The organism is Micromonospora sp. NPDC005979, assembly GCF_040614415.1.
GTDB lineage: Bacteria > Actinomycetota > Actinomycetes > Mycobacteriales > Micromonosporaceae > Micromonospora.
Window position 1 is genome coordinate 25456 of sequence record NZ_JBEXUR010000020.1, and the last position, 14336, is coordinate 39791.

The following is a 14336-nucleotide window of genomic DNA, read 5'->3' on the forward strand; positions in this document are numbered from 1 at the left end:
GAGGTTTGCGTCACCGAGTGCCCGATTCTTGACGCAAACCTCTTGATCAACCGCAGTGGTGGGGTGTGGGTGGGGGTTAGGGGGTTTGGTGGCGGGCTTGGTGGGCTCTGCGGGTTAGTTCGGCTGCCAGGGACCAGGCTTCGGCGAGGTCGCGGTCCTGGGCCGCCGCGCCCGAGCCGCCGGCCGTGTCCGCGTACACGGTCGCCAGGCGCAGCCGGCGTTGCACCGGCCCCTGCACGACGCGCACGCTCTGGATGCGGGCGTACGGCACGATCGCCAACTGCCGGGTGAGCAGCCCGGACCGGGTGGCGAAGACCCGATCGAACAGTCCCGCGCCGAGCGCGCCGCGTCCGAGCGGGTGCAGCCAACGCGTCCGGGGCGGTGGCGGGCTCAGCGTCAGCGCGTCCAGGCGTACGCCGGGCAGCACCTCGCCGACGATCATCGTGGCGGTCGGCAGGTCACCCACCGGCAGCAGCCGGTCCGGTCGGTTGCGGTCGTCGGCCTCCGCGAGCGAGTAGCCGGCCACCTCCAACCGCAGTCGCAGCCAGTCGTTGAACCGCCACAGCAGCGGCCAGGTGGCCCGTACGGTCTGGACCCGGTCCAGCGGCACGGTCTGCGCGCGGGTCTCCAGTAGGCCGTTGTGTACCCGCAGGGTGCCACCGTCGCGAGCCAGCCGGAAGTTCCAGTCGTCGAGGACCCGACGGATCGGTTGCAGGAGCACACCGGCCATCGCGGTCAGCGTGCTCGCCACCGCGATGAACGACCACGACCCGGCGGTGACGAACTGCACCACGACGAAGGCGACGCCGAACGGGAGCAGGAACGCCTGCGGGGTGAGCAACTGGCTGACCAGGAGGTCCCGGTTGCGTACCGCGTGCAGTGGCCGAGCCCGCACGGCCGTCGGCGTCTCGACCTGCGTCGCGGGCGCGGTGTCGCCGGGCGGCACCACGCGTCCGGCGAGCGCCAGCAGCCGCTCCCGCAGGCGGGCCGCGTCGGCCACCCCGAGGTACGCCAGCGGCGCTTCGGTCTTGCCTCCTCCGACGACCTCCAGGCGCAGCTCGGCCAAGCCGGTGAGCTGGGCGAGCAGGGGCCGGACCACCTCCACGGCCTGCAACCGCTCCAACGGGATGGCCCGGGTACGCCTCCAGAGCAGCCCCTCGTGCACCCGCAGCTCGCGGCCCACCACGTGGTAGCCGGTGTTGTACCAGCTGATCACCGACAGCACGGTCGCGCCGAGCGCCAGCACCACCACCATGGCGGCGAACCAACCGAAGCCGACCCGCGACAGTGTCGACCAGGACAGGCCGGCGATCACCACGACCAGTGACTTGGCACCGTGCAGCAGCGGGCTGAGCGGGTGCAGCCGCTGTCGAGGCTCCCCGCCACCGCCACTCACCGGGGCGGGCCACGGCTGGACCGCCCCGTGCTGCCCGGCGGGATGCGGCGGCCCGGCCGGATGCGGCGCGGCAGCGTGCAGCGGCGCAGCTGGGTACTGCGTCCCGCCGGCATCCGAAAACCCGCCAGGATGCGGCGGCCCACCAACGTGCGGCGGCCCACCGGCGTGCGGCAGCCCACCAACGTGCGGCGGGCCGGCGGGGGACGCGTCGCTGTCGGGGGGTGGCGGCACGGTGCCGGGCTCCACGGGGCTCTCGCTCATCGAGCCAGCGCCCAATGGCGTCGGCGGTCGCCCGCGCGGGTGGTCACAGCCCTTCCGCCCGGTCCTCGCCGAGCGCGGTGAGCCGGTCGCGCAGTCGGGATGCCTCCGCCGGACGCAGGCCGGGAACCCGCGCGTCACTGGCGGCCGCCGCCGTGTGCAACTGCACGGTGGCCAGGTCGAAGGCGCGCTCCAGCGGGCCGGCGCTCACGTCGACGAACTGCATGCGGGAGTACGGGACGATGGACAACCGTCGGACCAGCAGTCCGTGCCGCACGAGCAGGTCGTCGTCGCGCTCGGCGTAGCCCCAGGCGCGTACCGCCCGGACGATGGCCGTGGCCCGCCACCCGCCGAGCACCAGCACGGTGGCGAGGGCGAGTCCGAACAGCCAGTGACCGCTCAGTGCCCAGCCGACCGCCGTCACGGCCAGGCCGATGGCCACCACGATCGCGAGTCGGATCAACTCCACCCAGATCAGGTCGGTCGAGATCGGCTGCCACCGTACGGTGTCGGGCCACGGCTCCAACGGGTCGCGGTCCGACGTCGCGGAGACGTTGCCCACCGCCGAAGGGCCGGGAGCCGACACGGGGCCGGGAGGTGGCAGGAGGCCAGGGGCCGGCAGGTCGGGCGGGGGCGAGAGGGCGGCGTGACCGGGCGACGGCGGTACGGCGTTCGGCGGCAGCGGGGCCGGCGACGAGGCGTCCGGCGGCGATGGGTCCGGGCCGAGCGTGCCGGGCGCCGGGAAGGCGCCGGGCGGCGGCGCGATGCTGGGCGGTGCCGCCGCCGGGGAGGTCGGTGGGGACGGGGCGGTGGGGCCGGGGGAAGCCGGTGGGTCGGCGCGGTCCTCCGGACTCATCGACCAGATCCGTTCCACGCGCCCCGCACCGCCACGCTGCTGTGCCTCATCGCTCGCTCACACGTCGAGGGTAGGCGATCCGGACACCGGAGTGACGGTACGAAGAAAGCCACGGGCGTCCAGGAACGCTCCGAGAGTCTCCCGGTGCTCGGCGCAGGCCAGCCAGGTCTTGCGCCGATCGGCGGTGTGCAGGCGGGGATTGTTCCACTTCAGGGCCCAGACGGCGGGGGCGCGGCAGCCTCGTGCCGAACAGACCAGGGCCTCGTCGGCGGGGGTGGGGACGTTCATCCGGGCCAGTCTAGGGCGGCCGGGGAGGAAGTTTGAGCGCCGGGCGGCCACGGGGGGAGCCGCCCGGCGACGGGATGAATCGTACACGCGGCGGCCCGGTCCCTGTCCACCCGTGACGCGCGATTCGATGCTCGGGACCGCGTGGCGAAAATCGGGTTCTCCCCACCTCGACACTCAGGAAGGCATGCGAGTCTTGATACCGCACCAGCCGCGACGACCGACAAACGCTGTGGAGGACCGGTGGCCCAGCCGACCACGCCCGACGCCCCGACGCCCAACGGGGCGGCACCCCAGGCGCCCGCCCCGGTGACCACGCCCGCACAGGACGCCACCCTGTTGGAGAAGGCGTTGTTCGAGATCAAACGGGTGATCGTCGGCCAGGACCGGATGGTCGAGCGGATGTTCGTCGCGCTGCTCGCGCGCGGCCACTGCCTGCTCGAGGGTGTGCCCGGCGTGGCCAAGACCCTGGCCGTGGAGACCCTCGCCAAGGTCGTCGGCGGGTCCTTCGCCCGGGTGCAGTTCACCCCCGACCTGGTGCCGGCCGACATCATGGGCACCCGGATCTACCGGCAGTCGAGCGAGAAGTTCGACGTGGAGCTGGGCCCGGTCTTCGTCAACTTCCTGCTCGCCGACGAGATCAACCGTGCTCCCGCCAAGGTGCAGTCGGCGCTGCTGGAGGTGATGAGCGAGCGGCAGGTGTCCATCGGCGGGGAGAGCCACCGGGTGCCCGACCCGTTCCTCGTGATGGCCACCCAGAACCCGATCGAGCAGGAGGGTGTCTACCCGCTGCCCGAGGCTCAGCGGGACCGGTTCCTCATGAAGATCGTCGTGGGCTATCCGACCGATGCCGAGGAGCGGGAGATCGTCTACCGGATGGGCGTGGCCGCGCCGGAACCGACGGCGGTCTTCGACACCCCCGAGTTGATCGCTCTGCAACGCAAGGCCGACCAGGTCTTCGTGCACAACGCGCTCGTCGACTACGCGGTTCGTCTGGTGCTGGCCACCCGTACGCCCGCCGAGCACGGCATGCCGGACGTCGCCCAACTGATCCAGTACGGGGCCAGCCCGCGCGCCTCGCTCGGTCTGGTCCGGGCCACCCGCGCGCTGGCGCTGCTGCGGGGACGGGACTACGCCCTGCCCCAGGACGTGCAGGACATCGCCCCGGACATCCTGCGGCACCGGCTGGTGCTCAGCTACGACGCGCTCGCCGACGACGTGCCGGCCGACCACATCGTGCAGCGGGTGATGTCGACGATTCCGCTTCCGTCGGTCGCGCCCCGGCAGCAGGCCACCCCGCCGTCGAGCGCCCCACCACCCGGCGCGGGCTGGCCCGGGCAGCGGCCGTGACCTCACCCACCCCTCGTCCCGCCCCTCTGGGTGACCGCAGCGAGGCCGTGCTCTCCCGACTCCAGTTGCTGGTCACCCGCAAGCTCGACGGTCTGCTCCAGGGCGACTACGCCGGTCTGCTCCCCGGGCCGGGCAGCGAGGCGGGGGAGTCGCGGGAGTACCGCCCCGGTGACGACGTACGCCGGATGGACTGGCCGGTGACCGCGCGGACCACGACCGCGCACGTGCGACGGACGGTCGCCGACCGGGAGTTGGAGACCTGGTTGGCGCTGGACCTCTCGGCCAGCCTGGACTTCGGCACCGGGCAGTGGCTCAAGCGGGAGGTGGTGGTGGCCGCCGCGGCCGCCATCACCCACCTGACCGTGCGCGGTGGCAACCGGATCGGCGCGGTGATCGGCACCGGCGGCGGCACGTCCACACCGGCGCGGCGCTGGCGGGGCGGGCCGCCTCCGGCCGGTCCGGGCGCGTTCACCCGCCTGCCGGCCCGCTCCGGTCGCAAGGAGGCGCAGGGCCTGTTGCGGGCCGTCGCCGGCACGGCGATCCAGCCCGGCCGGGGTGACCTGGGCGCGCTTGTCGACATGCTCAACCGGCCGCCCCGGCGGCGCGGGGTGGCCGTGGTGGTCTCGGACTTCCTGGCGCCCGCCGAGCAGTGGGCCCGGCCGGTGCGCAAGCTGCGCGTACGGCACGACGTGCTGGCGATCGAGGTGGTCGACCCCCGCGAGCTGGAGCTACCCGACGTGGGGGTGCTTCCGGTGGTCGACCCGGAGAGCGGTGAGCTGCACGAGGTGCAGACCGCCGACCCCCGGCTGCGGCAGCGCTACGCGGAGGCCGCCGCCGCTCAACGGGCCACGATCGCCGCCGCGCTGCGCGGCGCCGGCGCGGCCCACCTGCGTCTGCGTACGGACCGAGACTGGCTGCTCGACATGGTGCGTTTCGTGGCCGCGCAGCGGCACGCGCGTACCCGGGGGACGACACGATGATCCGTTTTCTGCAACCGTGGTGGTTGCTGGCTGTGCTGCCGGTGCTCGCGCTCGCCGCGTTCTACGTCTGGCGGCAACTGCACCGCCGGGCGTACGCGATGCGGTTCACCAACGTGGACCTGCTGCGTACGGTCGCGCCGAAGGGCCTGGGTTGGCGGCGGCACGTGCCGGCGACCGCGTTCCTGCTCTGTCTGCTGGTGCTCGCCACGGCCCTGGCCCGCCCCGCGATCGACACGAAGGAGCCGTTGGAGCGGGCCACCGTGATGCTCGCCATCGACGTGTCGCTGTCGATGCAGGCCGACGACGTGGCGCCGAACCGGTTGGAGGCCGCCCAGGAGGCGGCCAAGCAGTTCGTGGCCGAGTTGCCGGCGAGCTACAACCTGGGCCTCGTCTCGTTCGCCAAGGCGGCGAACGTGCTGGTGCCGCCGGGCAAGGACCGGGACGCGGTGACCGCCGGGATCGACGGGCTGGTGCTGGCCGAGGCGACCGCCACGGGTGAGGCGGTGTTCACCTGCCTGGAGGCGATCCGGTCGGTGCCGGCCGATGGCGCGGCGGGTATCCCGCCGGCGCGCATCGTGCTGCTGTCGGACGGGTTCCGCACCTCGGGTCGGTCGGTGGAGGAGGCGGCGGCCGCCGCGCAGGCGGCCAACGTGCCGGTCTCCACCATCGCGTTCGGCACCGACACGGGTCAGGTCGACATCGGCGGGCAGCTCCAACGGGTGCCGGTGGACCGGCTGGCCCTCGCCGAGCTGGCCGAGACGACCGAGGGCTACTTCTACGAGGCGGCCTCGGTGAGTGAGCTGAAGCAGGTCTACCAGGACATGGGCAGTTCGATCGGCTTCCGGACCGAGCCGCGCGAGGTGACCCAGTGGTACGCCGGGTTGGCGCTGCTGCTGGCGCTCTGCGCCGGCGCGCTCAGCCTGCTCTGGTCGTCACGGATGATCTGACCGTCGGCCGGGACGCCCGTCGGCCGGCGCGGGTCCGAGGCGCCCGACGGGCGGGATGCCCGTCGGCCGGGACGGCGAAGCGAGCGGCCGACGAACGGCCGGTGGTGGTCAGTGACCGCCGCCGGCCAGGACGAAGACGACGGCCACCCAGACGGCGGCGAGGGTGAAGCCCAGCGGGGCGACGTAGCGGCTCATGGACGGCTCCGAGTGGCGGCTGGACGGTCCGCGAGCGGGGGCGGACCGCAGGGGGTGGGGACGCGCACACGAAGTCGTGACCGGGCGGCTCCCGGCGACCGTCCGGTGACCGGACGGCGCGGCACGCACCGCGGCGTTGGCCGAGGTGGTGTGGGAGCGGAGCGGGGTCAGCTCGCCAGACTGAGTCGTGGCTCAGCGGGGCTGACCATCGGCCCGGCCACGACTGGGAGGATCGCTATCTCGCACAGCGATCACCTCCTGCAGGTCGGCCCGGTCCGAACGTCGATGATCGTACACCTGAGCCGCTCTCGGCACGCACTCGGCCGACCGGTCCGTGAGCGCTCCACCGCGCGGTCGGTCCGGCCCGGGCGGACGCGGCGTCGAGGCGCTCCCGCGCCCGCCGCGTACCACCGTGACCAGCACCGTGGCGAGCAGCGGCAACCAGCAGAACCGGGCCAGCACCCACCCGGGGCCGTCCGGCGTCGTGTGCAGTCCGGGCAGGTCCAGGCCACCCCGGGCGGTGAGCGCGGTCACCGCGACCAGCACCGGCTGGTGCCACAGGTAGATCCGCACGGCGTCGCTGTTCACCGCGGCCACCGCCCGGCCCACGAGCGGCCGGTCCAGCAGCCGTTCCCACCCGGCGCGGGCCAGCAGACCCAGCCCGACCTGGGTGACCGCCAGCGCCACGGCCAGCAGCGAGGGCGGGTTCAGGTTGGACACGCCGGCACCGGGCACGCCGACCGCGCTGATCGGATAGCCCACCGCCACCAGCACGGCCAGCGTCACGGCCCCGCCACCGGCGAGCAGTCCCGCCGCCCGCCGGCCGGCCAGCCGTCCGTCGGCGTACGCCACGCCGAGCAGGTACGGCACCGACCAGGCCGCCACCACACTGACCGGCGGCACGGTGACGCCGTCGGGCAGCAGGCGGACCGCGAGGTCGCTCGCCGCCACCACGGCCACCGCCGGCAGCGCGCAGCGCAGAACTCCCCATCGGCGTACGGCCGCGCGCAGCGGGCCGCTCAAGGCGACCAGGAGCAGCAGCGGCGCCAGGAACCAGAGCGGGCTGGTCGCGAGGTGGAGCCCGACGGCGAGTGTGTCTTCCGGCGCGCCCGCAACGGTGGCGGCCAGCAGCACGGCGGCCCCGGTGCCCAGCAGCGCCACCGTGGGCAGCAGTAACCGACGCGAACGGCGGGCCAGCCAGCCGCCCGAGGTGCCCCGGTGACGGGCCAACGACCGGGCCGAACCGAAGCCGGCGGCGAAGAAGAACAGCCCGAGCGTCTGTAGCACCCAGGTGACCGGGGCGAGGGGGGGCAGCGCGGTCAGCGGACTGGCCTGACGCAGCCCGCCGTCACCGGTCAGCACCAGCCCGGTGACCAGCCAGTGTCCGAGCACCACCCCGCCGATCGCGTACGCCCGCAGCGCGTCGACCGTACGGTCGCGGCTCATCGGGCGTCCTCGACCGGACCGGCGCCCCGCACGACCGCCGCGACCGCGATCAGGGTGGCGGTGCCCGTGGTCAGGTAGTCGTCGTGCCCGGACACCCCGTCCACCGGCAGCGGGCGTGCCCCGAACGCCGGATCGCCGGGGCGACGCCCGTACCCGAGGCCGGCGAACCGCACGGACGGCACCCGGCGGATCCAGTCGGACGGCGCCTCGGCCGCCCAGAACCGCAGTCCGGCGCGCAGATCGTCGGCGCGCGGCACACCTGCGCCGACGCCACCGAGGCTGACCACGTCGGTGACCTGCGCCGGGGCGTGCGCCGCCGCCAGCGCCGCCACCAGGGCCCCGTAGCTGTGCCCGATCAGCGTGATCGTCGCGGCCGGACGGCGCGCGACCAGCTCCCGCAGCAGCCGGGCCAGTCCGGTCGCCCCACGCCGGGCGTCGGCGTCGCTGGCCGCGCCCACCAACCCGTCGGGCGGGTCGTAGCCGAGCCAGGCCAGCACGGCCACCCGCGTCGTGGGGTCGCTCGACCGGACCTGCCCGTACAGCTGCCCCGCCTGCACCGACGGCGCCCGCCGCGGCACCCCGCCCAGTCCGCGGTCGAAGTCGGCGAGCGTGCTGCCCACCCCCGGCACGAGCACCGCGATCCGGTCCGCGCCCGCCAGGTCGCCGAGGACCTCCACCGCCCGCCCGTCGCCGCGCGGGTCGAAGGCCAGGAAACGGCGTCCGTCCGCCGCCCAGTCCGCGTACGGGGCGCCGGCCGCGCGCATCGCCGCCGCCGTGCCGGGGTACGCCTCGACGAACCCCACCTCCGTGACCGGCTCCGGTGTGCCGGGCAGGACCAGGCCCGCCCCGAGCAACGCGCTCAGAGCGACACGTGTGACACCTCGTCGTCGCACCATGTTCTCCCCTCCCGAATGACGTCCGAGAGGGGAGAGTGCGGGGGCGAACGGGTCTCGGTCGTCGTACCGGGGAGCTGTCTCCCGGGTGGCCCCGAGGCGCTACTCGCCGGCGGCGACGAGACCCGTCTCGTACGCCAGCACCACGGCCTGGGCGCGGTCGCGCAGGCCGAGCTTGGCCAGGATGCGCCCGACGTGCGTCTTGACGGTCTGCTCCGCCACCACCAGGTCGGCGGCGATCTCCGTGTTGTTGCGGCCCCGGGCGATCAGCCGCAGCACCTCGGTCTCGCGCGGGGTCAGCCCGGCCAGGTCGGTGGGGCGGGGCCGGCGACGGTCCGGGCGGGCCGCGAACTCGGCGATCAGTCGACGGGTCACCGCCGGGGCGAGCAGCGCGTCCCCGGCGGCCACCACCCGCACCGCCTGCACCAGGTCGGCCGCGGGCGCGTCCTTGAGCAGGAAGCCGCTCGCGCCGGCGCGCAGCGCCTCGTACACGTAGTCGTCCAGGTCGAACGTCGTGAGGATGAGCACCCGGGGGCGCTGCGCCGAGCGGTCGCCCAACAGTTGACGGGTGGCGGCCAGCCCGTCCAGGACCGGCATCCGCACGTCCATCAGCACCACGTCCGGGTCGAGCCGACGGGCGGCGGCGACCCCCTGCGCGCCGTCGGCGGCGTCGCCCACCACCAGCAGGTCGGGCTGGGCGGCGAGCAGCGCGCCGAAGCCCTGCCGGACCATCGCCTGGTCGTCGACGATCAGCACTTTGATCATGTGTCCAGGCTCCCCACCTCGTACGGCAGTTCGGCCGCCACCGCGTACCCGCCGTCGGGTAGCGGCCCGGCGGTGAACGTACCGCCGAGCGAGGTGGCGCGCTCCCGCATGCCCGTCAACCCGTGCCCCGCCCCGCCGTCGGCGGTCGGTGGGGCACCGCGCGGGAAGGCGGTCGGTGGGGCGTCGGGCGGGGAGTTGTCGACGCGTACTTCCAGAGCGGACGGACCGGAGCGGACGGTGACGCGCACCGCGGCGCCGGGCGCGTGCCGGGCCGCGTTCGCCAGGCCCTCCTGGACGATTCGGTACGCGGCCAGCCCGACCGGCGCGGGCACCGGACCCGGCGGCTCGGCGTCCAGGGTCACGGCCAGCCCGGCGCGACGGGCCGCGTCCACCATCGCGCCCAGGTCGGCCAGGTCGGGCTGCGGAGCGGTCTGCGGCCCGCTGGCCTCGCTGCGCAGCACCCCCAACAGCCGCCGCATGTCGGTCAGCGCGTCGCGGGCCGAGCCGGCGATGGCGGCGAACTCGGCGGCGGCCGGTGCGGGCACGTCGTCGAGGCGGTACGGCGCGGTCTCGGCCTGTACGGCGATCAGCGACATGTGGTGGGCCACCACGTCGTGCAGCTCACGGGCGATCCGGGTGCGCTCCTCCAGCACCGCGCGGCGCTCCTGCTCCCGCTCGCTCAGTTCGGTCTGCGCCGCGAGCGCCCGGCGGGACAACCGGTTGCGCCGGATCAGGTCGCCGACGATCGCCAGCGCGCCGAGCAGCGCCAGGACGGCGGCCCGGTTCTCGGGGCGGACCAGGGTGAGCACCGGCACCGCCGTGATCACCACCACCCAGGCCAGCACCGGCCGGTCGACCCGCGCGACGGTCAGCGCGACCACCGCGACCGACCCGAGGGCCAGCGGTGGGGTCCACGGTCCGGGCTGGTTGGCCGGCGCGTTGAAGGTGCACACCAGCAGGGCCAGCACCGTCAGCCGCCAGGCCAGCAGGGGACGCCGGGGCAGCGCGAGCAGCGGCGCCACGGTCATCGCCGCGAACAGCACCGCCACCAGCGTCGGAAGGCCCAGATCCAGCTCGACGGCCAGTGTGATCCAGAAGAGGCCGAGCGCGGCGAGCAGGCCGGCCGGGGCCGCGTACCGGGCGAGCCGCGGCCAGCGGGCCAGCAGCGGCCGGGCCGGCGGGGCGTCCCGGCCCCACAAAGCCTGCCCCAGCGCTCCCAGAGCCACGACGACAGGTTGCCGGTTCACCACCCGGAGGCTACGGGCCGAGGGCGCCACCAGGCGTGCCCCCGCAGGTTGATCCCCACGTCGTACCCGGGTGGGACGCCACACCCGTTAGCGCTTACTTGCGGGTAACGCCTAGGCTCCGACGCGTCCATGCTGAGCAGTCGCAAGGAGGAACCGTGGCCCGTACCGTGCTGGTGACCGGCGGCAACCGGGGAATCGGCCTGGCCATCGCGCAGGCCTTCGCCAAGCAGGGCGACCGGGTGGCGGTCACCCACCGCAGTGGCGAGGCCCCCGAAGGGCTGTTCGGCGTACGCGCCGACGTCACCGACGCGGCCTCGATCGACGCCGCGTTCACCGCTGTCGAGGCCGAGCTGGGCCCGGTCGAGGTGGTGGTCGCCAACGCCGGCATGACCGACGACACGCTGCTGCTGCGGATGTCCGAGGAGCAGTTCACCAACGTGGTGGACACCAACCTCACCGGCGCGTTCCGGGTCGCCAAGCGCGCCTCGGGCAAGATGCTGCGGGCCAAGTGGGGCCGCATGATCTTCATCTCCTCGGTGGTGGGCCTCTCCGGTGGCGCCGGGCAGGTCAACTACGCCGCCAGCAAGGCCGGCCTGGTCGGCGTCGCCCGCTCGGTCACCCGCGAGTTGGGCAGCCGCAACATCACCGCCAACGTGGTGGCGCCCGGCTTCATCGACACCGACATGACCGCCGGCCTGTCCGACGACCGCAAGGCGGAGATCCGCAAGTCCATCCCGGCCGGCCGGATGGCCAGCCCGGACGAGGTGGCCGCCGTGGTCACCTGGCTGGCGTCGGACGGCGCCGGGTACGTCTCCGGGGCCGTGATCCCGGTCGACGGCGGCCTCGGCATGGGCCACTGACCTTCTCTGACTACGGAGGAAACCCTGCATGTCCGGACTGCTCGCCGGTAAGCGGCTGCTCGTCACCGGTGTCATCACCGACGCCTCGATCGCCTTCTCGGTGGCGAAACTCGCCCAGGAGAACGGCGCTCAGGTCGTGCTCACCGGCTTCGGCCGGCTCTCCCTGGTCGAGCGGATCGCCAAGCGGCTGCCCGAGCCCGCGCCGGTGATCGAGGTCGACGTGACCAACGCCGAGCACCTGGCCAGCCTCGCCGACCGGGTCCGTGAGCACGTCGACGGGCTCGACGGCGTGGTGCACTCGATCGGCTTCGCCCCGCAGAGCTGCCTCGGCGGTGGCTTCCTCGACGCGCCGTGGGAGGACGTGGCGACCGCCCTGCACGTGTCGACCTACTCGTACAAGTCCCTCGCGATGGCGGCGCTGCCGCTGATGTCGTCCGGCGGCGCGGTGGTCGGTCTGACCTTCGACGCCACCAAGGCGTGGCCGGTCTACGACTGGATGGGCGTCGCCAAGGCCGGCCTGGAGTCCGCCTCCCGCTACCTGGCCCTGCACCTGGGCAAGCAGGGCATCCGCAGCAACCTGGTCGCCGCCGGGCCGCTGCGCACCATCGCCGCCAAGTCGATCCCCGGCTTCGACCAGTTCGAGACCGCCTGGAGCGAGCGCGCCCCGCTCGGCTGGAACCTCACCGACCAGGAGCCCGCCGCGCGGGCCTGCCTGGCGCTGCTGTCCGACTGGTTCCCGGCCACGACCGGCGAGATCGTGCACGTCGACGGCGGCTACCACGCCATCGGCGCCTGACGTCGCAAGGAAGGGCACCCTGTTAACGCTTGCCGTATAGCAGGGGGCCCTTCCTGACGCGTCGGCCGCCCGCGCCGGCAGGGGGCGTCGCCGGGCCGTCGGGGGCGAGGTACCAGAATGACCCCATGGCGTACGACGCGGTGGTGCTGGTGTCCTTCGGCGGGCCCGAACGGCCCGAGGACGTGATGCCGTTCCTGCAGAACGTGACCCGTGGCCGGGGGGTGCCACCCGAGCGGCTCGCCGAGGTCGCCGAGCACTATCAGCACTTCGGCGGGGTGTCCCCGATCAACCAGCAGTGCCGTGACCTGCTCGCCGCCGTCCGCGCCGACTTCGCCGCGCACGGTGTCGACCTGCCCGTCTACTGGGGCAACCGCAACTGGGACCCGATGCTCGCCGACACCGTCAGCCAGATGCGCGACGACGGCGTGACCCGCGCGCTGGCCTTTGTCACCAGCGCGTACGGCGGCTACTCGTCCTGCCGGCAGTACCAGGAGGACATCGCCGCCGCCCGCGCCGCCGTCGGGCCCGACGCGCCGGTGATCGAGAAGCTGCGGCAGTTCTGGGACCACCCCGGGTTCGTCGAGCCGCACGTCGACGCGGTCCGGGCCGCCCTCGCCCAGCTCGACCCCGCGAAGCGGGCCACCACCCGACTGGTGTTCACCGCCCACTCCATCCCCACCTCGATGGCGGCCAACGCCGGCCCGCACGGCGGCCGCTACGAGGCGCAGCTCCGCGAGACCGCCCGCCTGGTGGCCGCGGCCGCCGCCCCCGACCTGGCGTACGACCTGGTGTGGCAGAGCCGGTCCGGCCCGCCGCACGTGCCGTGGCTGGAGCCCGACATCAACGACCACCTCAACGCGCTCGCCGAGGACGGCGTCACCGGCGTGGTGGTCAGCCCGATCGGGTTCGTCTCGGACCACCTGGAAGTCGTGTGGGACCTGGACACCGAGGCCCTGGAGACCGCCAAGCAGCTCGGCCTCGACTTCGTGAGGGCCGGCACCCCGGGTACCGACCCGCGCTTCGTCACCATGGTCCGGGAGCTGGTCACCGAACGGACCGACCCGGACGGCGCGCAGCTGCGCCGCCGCCTCGGGGATCTGCCCAGGTGGGACACCTGTCCCACCGTCTGCTGTGTACCGACCCGCCGACCGACGCCTGCTGGGGGCCCCGATGCATGACCGCAAGCCTGTGCAGAGCTGGCTCACCGACATGGACGGCGTGCTGGTGCACGAGGGCCAGCCGGTGCCCGGAGCGCCGGAGTTCGTCAACCGGCTGCGCGCCTCCGGCAAGCCGTTCCTGGTGCTGACCAACAACTCGATCTACACCCCGCGCGACCTGACGGCCCGGTTGAGCCGGATGGGGCTGGACGTGCCGGAGGAGTCGATCTGGTCCTCGGCGCTGGCCACCGGTCAGTTCCTCGCCGACCAACGGCCGGGCGGCACCGCGTACGTCATCGGCGAGGCCGGGTTGACCACCGCGCTGCACGCCGTCGGGTACGTGCTCACCGACTTCGCCCCGGACTACGTGGTGCTCGGCGAGACCCGCACCTACAGCTTCGAGGCGATCACCAAGGCGATCCGGCTGATCAACGACGGGGCCCGGTTCATCTGCACCAACCCGGACGTGACCGGCCCGTCCGTCGAGGGGGCGTTGCCGGCCGCCGGCTCGGTGGCCGCCATGATCTCCAAGGCGACCGGGGTGGAGCCGTACTTCGTCGGCAAGCCCAACCCGATGATGATGCGGTCGGCGCTGAACACGATCAACGCGCACTCGGAGACCACCGCGATGATCGGCGACCGGATGGACACCGACGTCCTCTGCGGTTTGGAGGCGGGGCTGGAGACCATCCTGGTGCTCACCGGTATCAGCAGCCGCACCGAGGCCGAGCGCTACCCGTACCGCCCGTCCCGCATCGTCAACTCCGTCGCCGACCTGATCGACGAGGTGTAACCCGCCCCCCCGCCCCGCGCCCCGCGCGCCCCGCTCTCGTCGATCTTGCACTTACTGTCGCCGCTATGGGGCGTTACGTCCTTTAGGTCGCAGCAGAAAGTGCAAGATCGGC

General features: G+C 73.8%; 14 protein-coding genes. 7 read left to right on the forward strand and 7 right to left on the reverse strand.

Features of this window, described 5'->3' with window-relative positions; all coding sequences use genetic code 11:
• Positions 1-76 precede the first annotated feature (76 nt).
• The 3 genes from ABZ272_RS26955 to ABZ272_RS26965 all read right to left on the reverse strand — a co-directional run bounded on the left by ABZ272_RS26955 (position 77) and on the right by ABZ272_RS26965 (position 2798).
• Positions 77-1396: a PH domain-containing protein gene (locus ABZ272_RS26955; protein WP_355052717.1), complete on the reverse strand. Its 1320-nt coding sequence runs from the start codon at positions 1394-1396 to the stop codon at positions 77-79.
• A 304-nt stretch (positions 1397-1700) separates the two neighbouring features.
• Positions 1701-2240: a PH domain-containing protein gene (locus ABZ272_RS26960; protein ID WP_355052782.1), complete on the reverse strand. Its 540-nt coding sequence runs from the start codon at positions 2238-2240 to the stop codon at positions 1701-1703.
• A gap of 327 nt (positions 2241-2567) precedes the next feature.
• The gene (locus ABZ272_RS26965; RefSeq protein WP_355052718.1) at positions 2568-2798 is read right to left on the reverse strand and encodes a hypothetical protein; all 231 of its coding nucleotides are present in this window, start codon (positions 2796-2798) and stop codon (positions 2568-2570) included.
• 240 nt (positions 2799-3038) lie between these two features.
• On the opposite strand from ABZ272_RS26965, the gene ABZ272_RS26970 reads away from it, so the two are divergent.
• From ABZ272_RS26970 to ABZ272_RS26980, 3 genes are read left to right on the forward strand one after another with little or no spacing between them, the layout of a single operon-like run.
• The gene (locus ABZ272_RS26970; protein ID WP_355052719.1) at positions 3039-4145 is read left to right on the forward strand and encodes a MoxR family ATPase; all 1107 of its coding nucleotides are present in this window, start codon (positions 3039-3041) and stop codon (positions 4143-4145) included.
• Positions 4124-5125 (forward strand): DUF58 domain-containing protein, encoded by a 1002-nt coding sequence (locus ABZ272_RS26975; protein WP_355052783.1) that lies wholly within the window; start codon positions 4124-4126, stop codon positions 5123-5125. The genes ABZ272_RS26970 and ABZ272_RS26975 overlap by 22 nt, the downstream gene beginning before the upstream one ends.
• Positions 5122-6072, forward strand: coding sequence for a VWA domain-containing protein (locus tag ABZ272_RS26980; protein WP_355052720.1), 951 nt, complete (start codon positions 5122-5124; stop codon positions 6070-6072). The genes ABZ272_RS26975 and ABZ272_RS26980 overlap by 4 nt, the downstream gene beginning before the upstream one ends.
• Positions 6073-6459: 387 nt before the next feature.
• Here the strand turns inward: ABZ272_RS26980 and ABZ272_RS26985 are convergent, their stop codons facing one another.
• The 4 genes from ABZ272_RS26985 to ABZ272_RS27000 all read right to left on the reverse strand — a co-directional run bounded on the left by ABZ272_RS26985 (position 6460) and on the right by ABZ272_RS27000 (position 10618).
• The gene (locus ABZ272_RS26985) at positions 6460-7713 is read right to left on the reverse strand and encodes an acyltransferase family protein (RefSeq protein ID WP_355052721.1); all 1254 of its coding nucleotides are present in this window, start codon (positions 7711-7713) and stop codon (positions 6460-6462) included.
• Positions 7710-8609 (reverse strand): alpha/beta fold hydrolase, encoded by a 900-nt coding sequence (locus ABZ272_RS26990; RefSeq protein ID WP_355052722.1) that lies wholly within the window; start codon positions 8607-8609, stop codon positions 7710-7712. The genes ABZ272_RS26985 and ABZ272_RS26990 overlap by 4 nt, the downstream gene beginning before the upstream one ends.
• Positions 8610-8708: 99 nt before the next feature.
• A complete protein-coding gene (locus tag ABZ272_RS26995) occupies positions 8709-9371 on the reverse strand; it encodes a response regulator transcription factor (protein ID WP_355052723.1) in 663 nt (220 codons plus the stop codon).
• Complete coding sequence (locus ABZ272_RS27000) at positions 9368-10618, reverse strand: histidine kinase (RefSeq protein ID WP_355052724.1); 1251 nt, start codon at positions 10616-10618, stop codon at positions 9368-9370. The genes ABZ272_RS26995 and ABZ272_RS27000 overlap by 4 nt, the downstream gene beginning before the upstream one ends.
• A 155-nt stretch (positions 10619-10773) precedes the next feature.
• Between ABZ272_RS27000 and fabG the strand changes: the two genes are divergently transcribed.
• The 4 genes from fabG to ABZ272_RS27020 all read left to right on the forward strand — a co-directional run bounded on the left by fabG (position 10774) and on the right by ABZ272_RS27020 (position 14224).
• The gene (gene fabG, locus ABZ272_RS27005) at positions 10774-11478 is read left to right on the forward strand and encodes a 3-oxoacyl-ACP reductase FabG (protein ID WP_355052725.1); all 705 of its coding nucleotides are present in this window, start codon (positions 10774-10776) and stop codon (positions 11476-11478) included.
• 28 nt (positions 11479-11506) lie between these two features.
• Positions 11507-12274, forward strand: a complete 768-nt coding sequence (gene fabI, locus ABZ272_RS27010) for an enoyl-ACP reductase FabI (protein ID WP_355052726.1) — start codon at positions 11507-11509, stop codon at positions 12272-12274.
• A 125-nt stretch (positions 12275-12399) separates the two neighbouring features.
• Positions 12400-13452, forward strand: a complete 1053-nt coding sequence (locus tag ABZ272_RS27015; RefSeq protein WP_355052727.1) for a ferrochelatase — start codon at positions 12400-12402, stop codon at positions 13450-13452.
• The gene (locus ABZ272_RS27020; protein WP_355052728.1) at positions 13445-14224 is read left to right on the forward strand and encodes an HAD-IIA family hydrolase; all 780 of its coding nucleotides are present in this window, start codon (positions 13445-13447) and stop codon (positions 14222-14224) included. Before ABZ272_RS27015 ends, ABZ272_RS27020 begins: the two co-directional genes overlap by 8 nt.
• Positions 14225-14336: the final 112 nt, after the last annotated feature.

Excerpts from the sequence above, each read along its gene's own strand:
- fabI (WP_355052726.1), top strand. The coding sequence starts at position 11,507 with ATGTCCGGACTGCTCGCCGGTAAGCGGCTGCTCGTCACCGGTGTCATC.
- ABZ272_RS27020 (WP_355052728.1), top strand. The coding sequence starts at position 13,445 with ATGCATGACCGCAAGCCTGTGCAGAGCTGGCTCACCGACATGGACGGC.
- ABZ272_RS26985 (WP_355052721.1), bottom strand. The coding sequence starts at position 7,713 with ATGAGCCGCGACCGTACGGTCGACGCGCTGCGGGCGTACGCGATCGGC.
- ABZ272_RS26990 (WP_355052722.1), bottom strand. The coding sequence starts at position 8,609 with ATGGTGCGACGACGAGGTGTCACACGTGTCGCTCTGAGCGCGTTGCTC.
- ABZ272_RS27015 (WP_355052727.1), top strand. The coding sequence starts at position 12,400 with ATGGCGTACGACGCGGTGGTGCTGGTGTCCTTCGGCGGGCCCGAACGG.
- ABZ272_RS26980 (WP_355052720.1), top strand. The coding sequence starts at position 5,122 with ATGATCCGTTTTCTGCAACCGTGGTGGTTGCTGGCTGTGCTGCCGGTG.
- ABZ272_RS26995 (WP_355052723.1), bottom strand. The coding sequence starts at position 9,371 with ATGATCAAAGTGCTGATCGTCGACGACCAGGCGATGGTCCGGCAGGGC.
- ABZ272_RS26965 (WP_355052718.1), bottom strand. The coding sequence starts at position 2,798 with ATGAACGTCCCCACCCCCGCCGACGAGGCCCTGGTCTGTTCGGCACGA.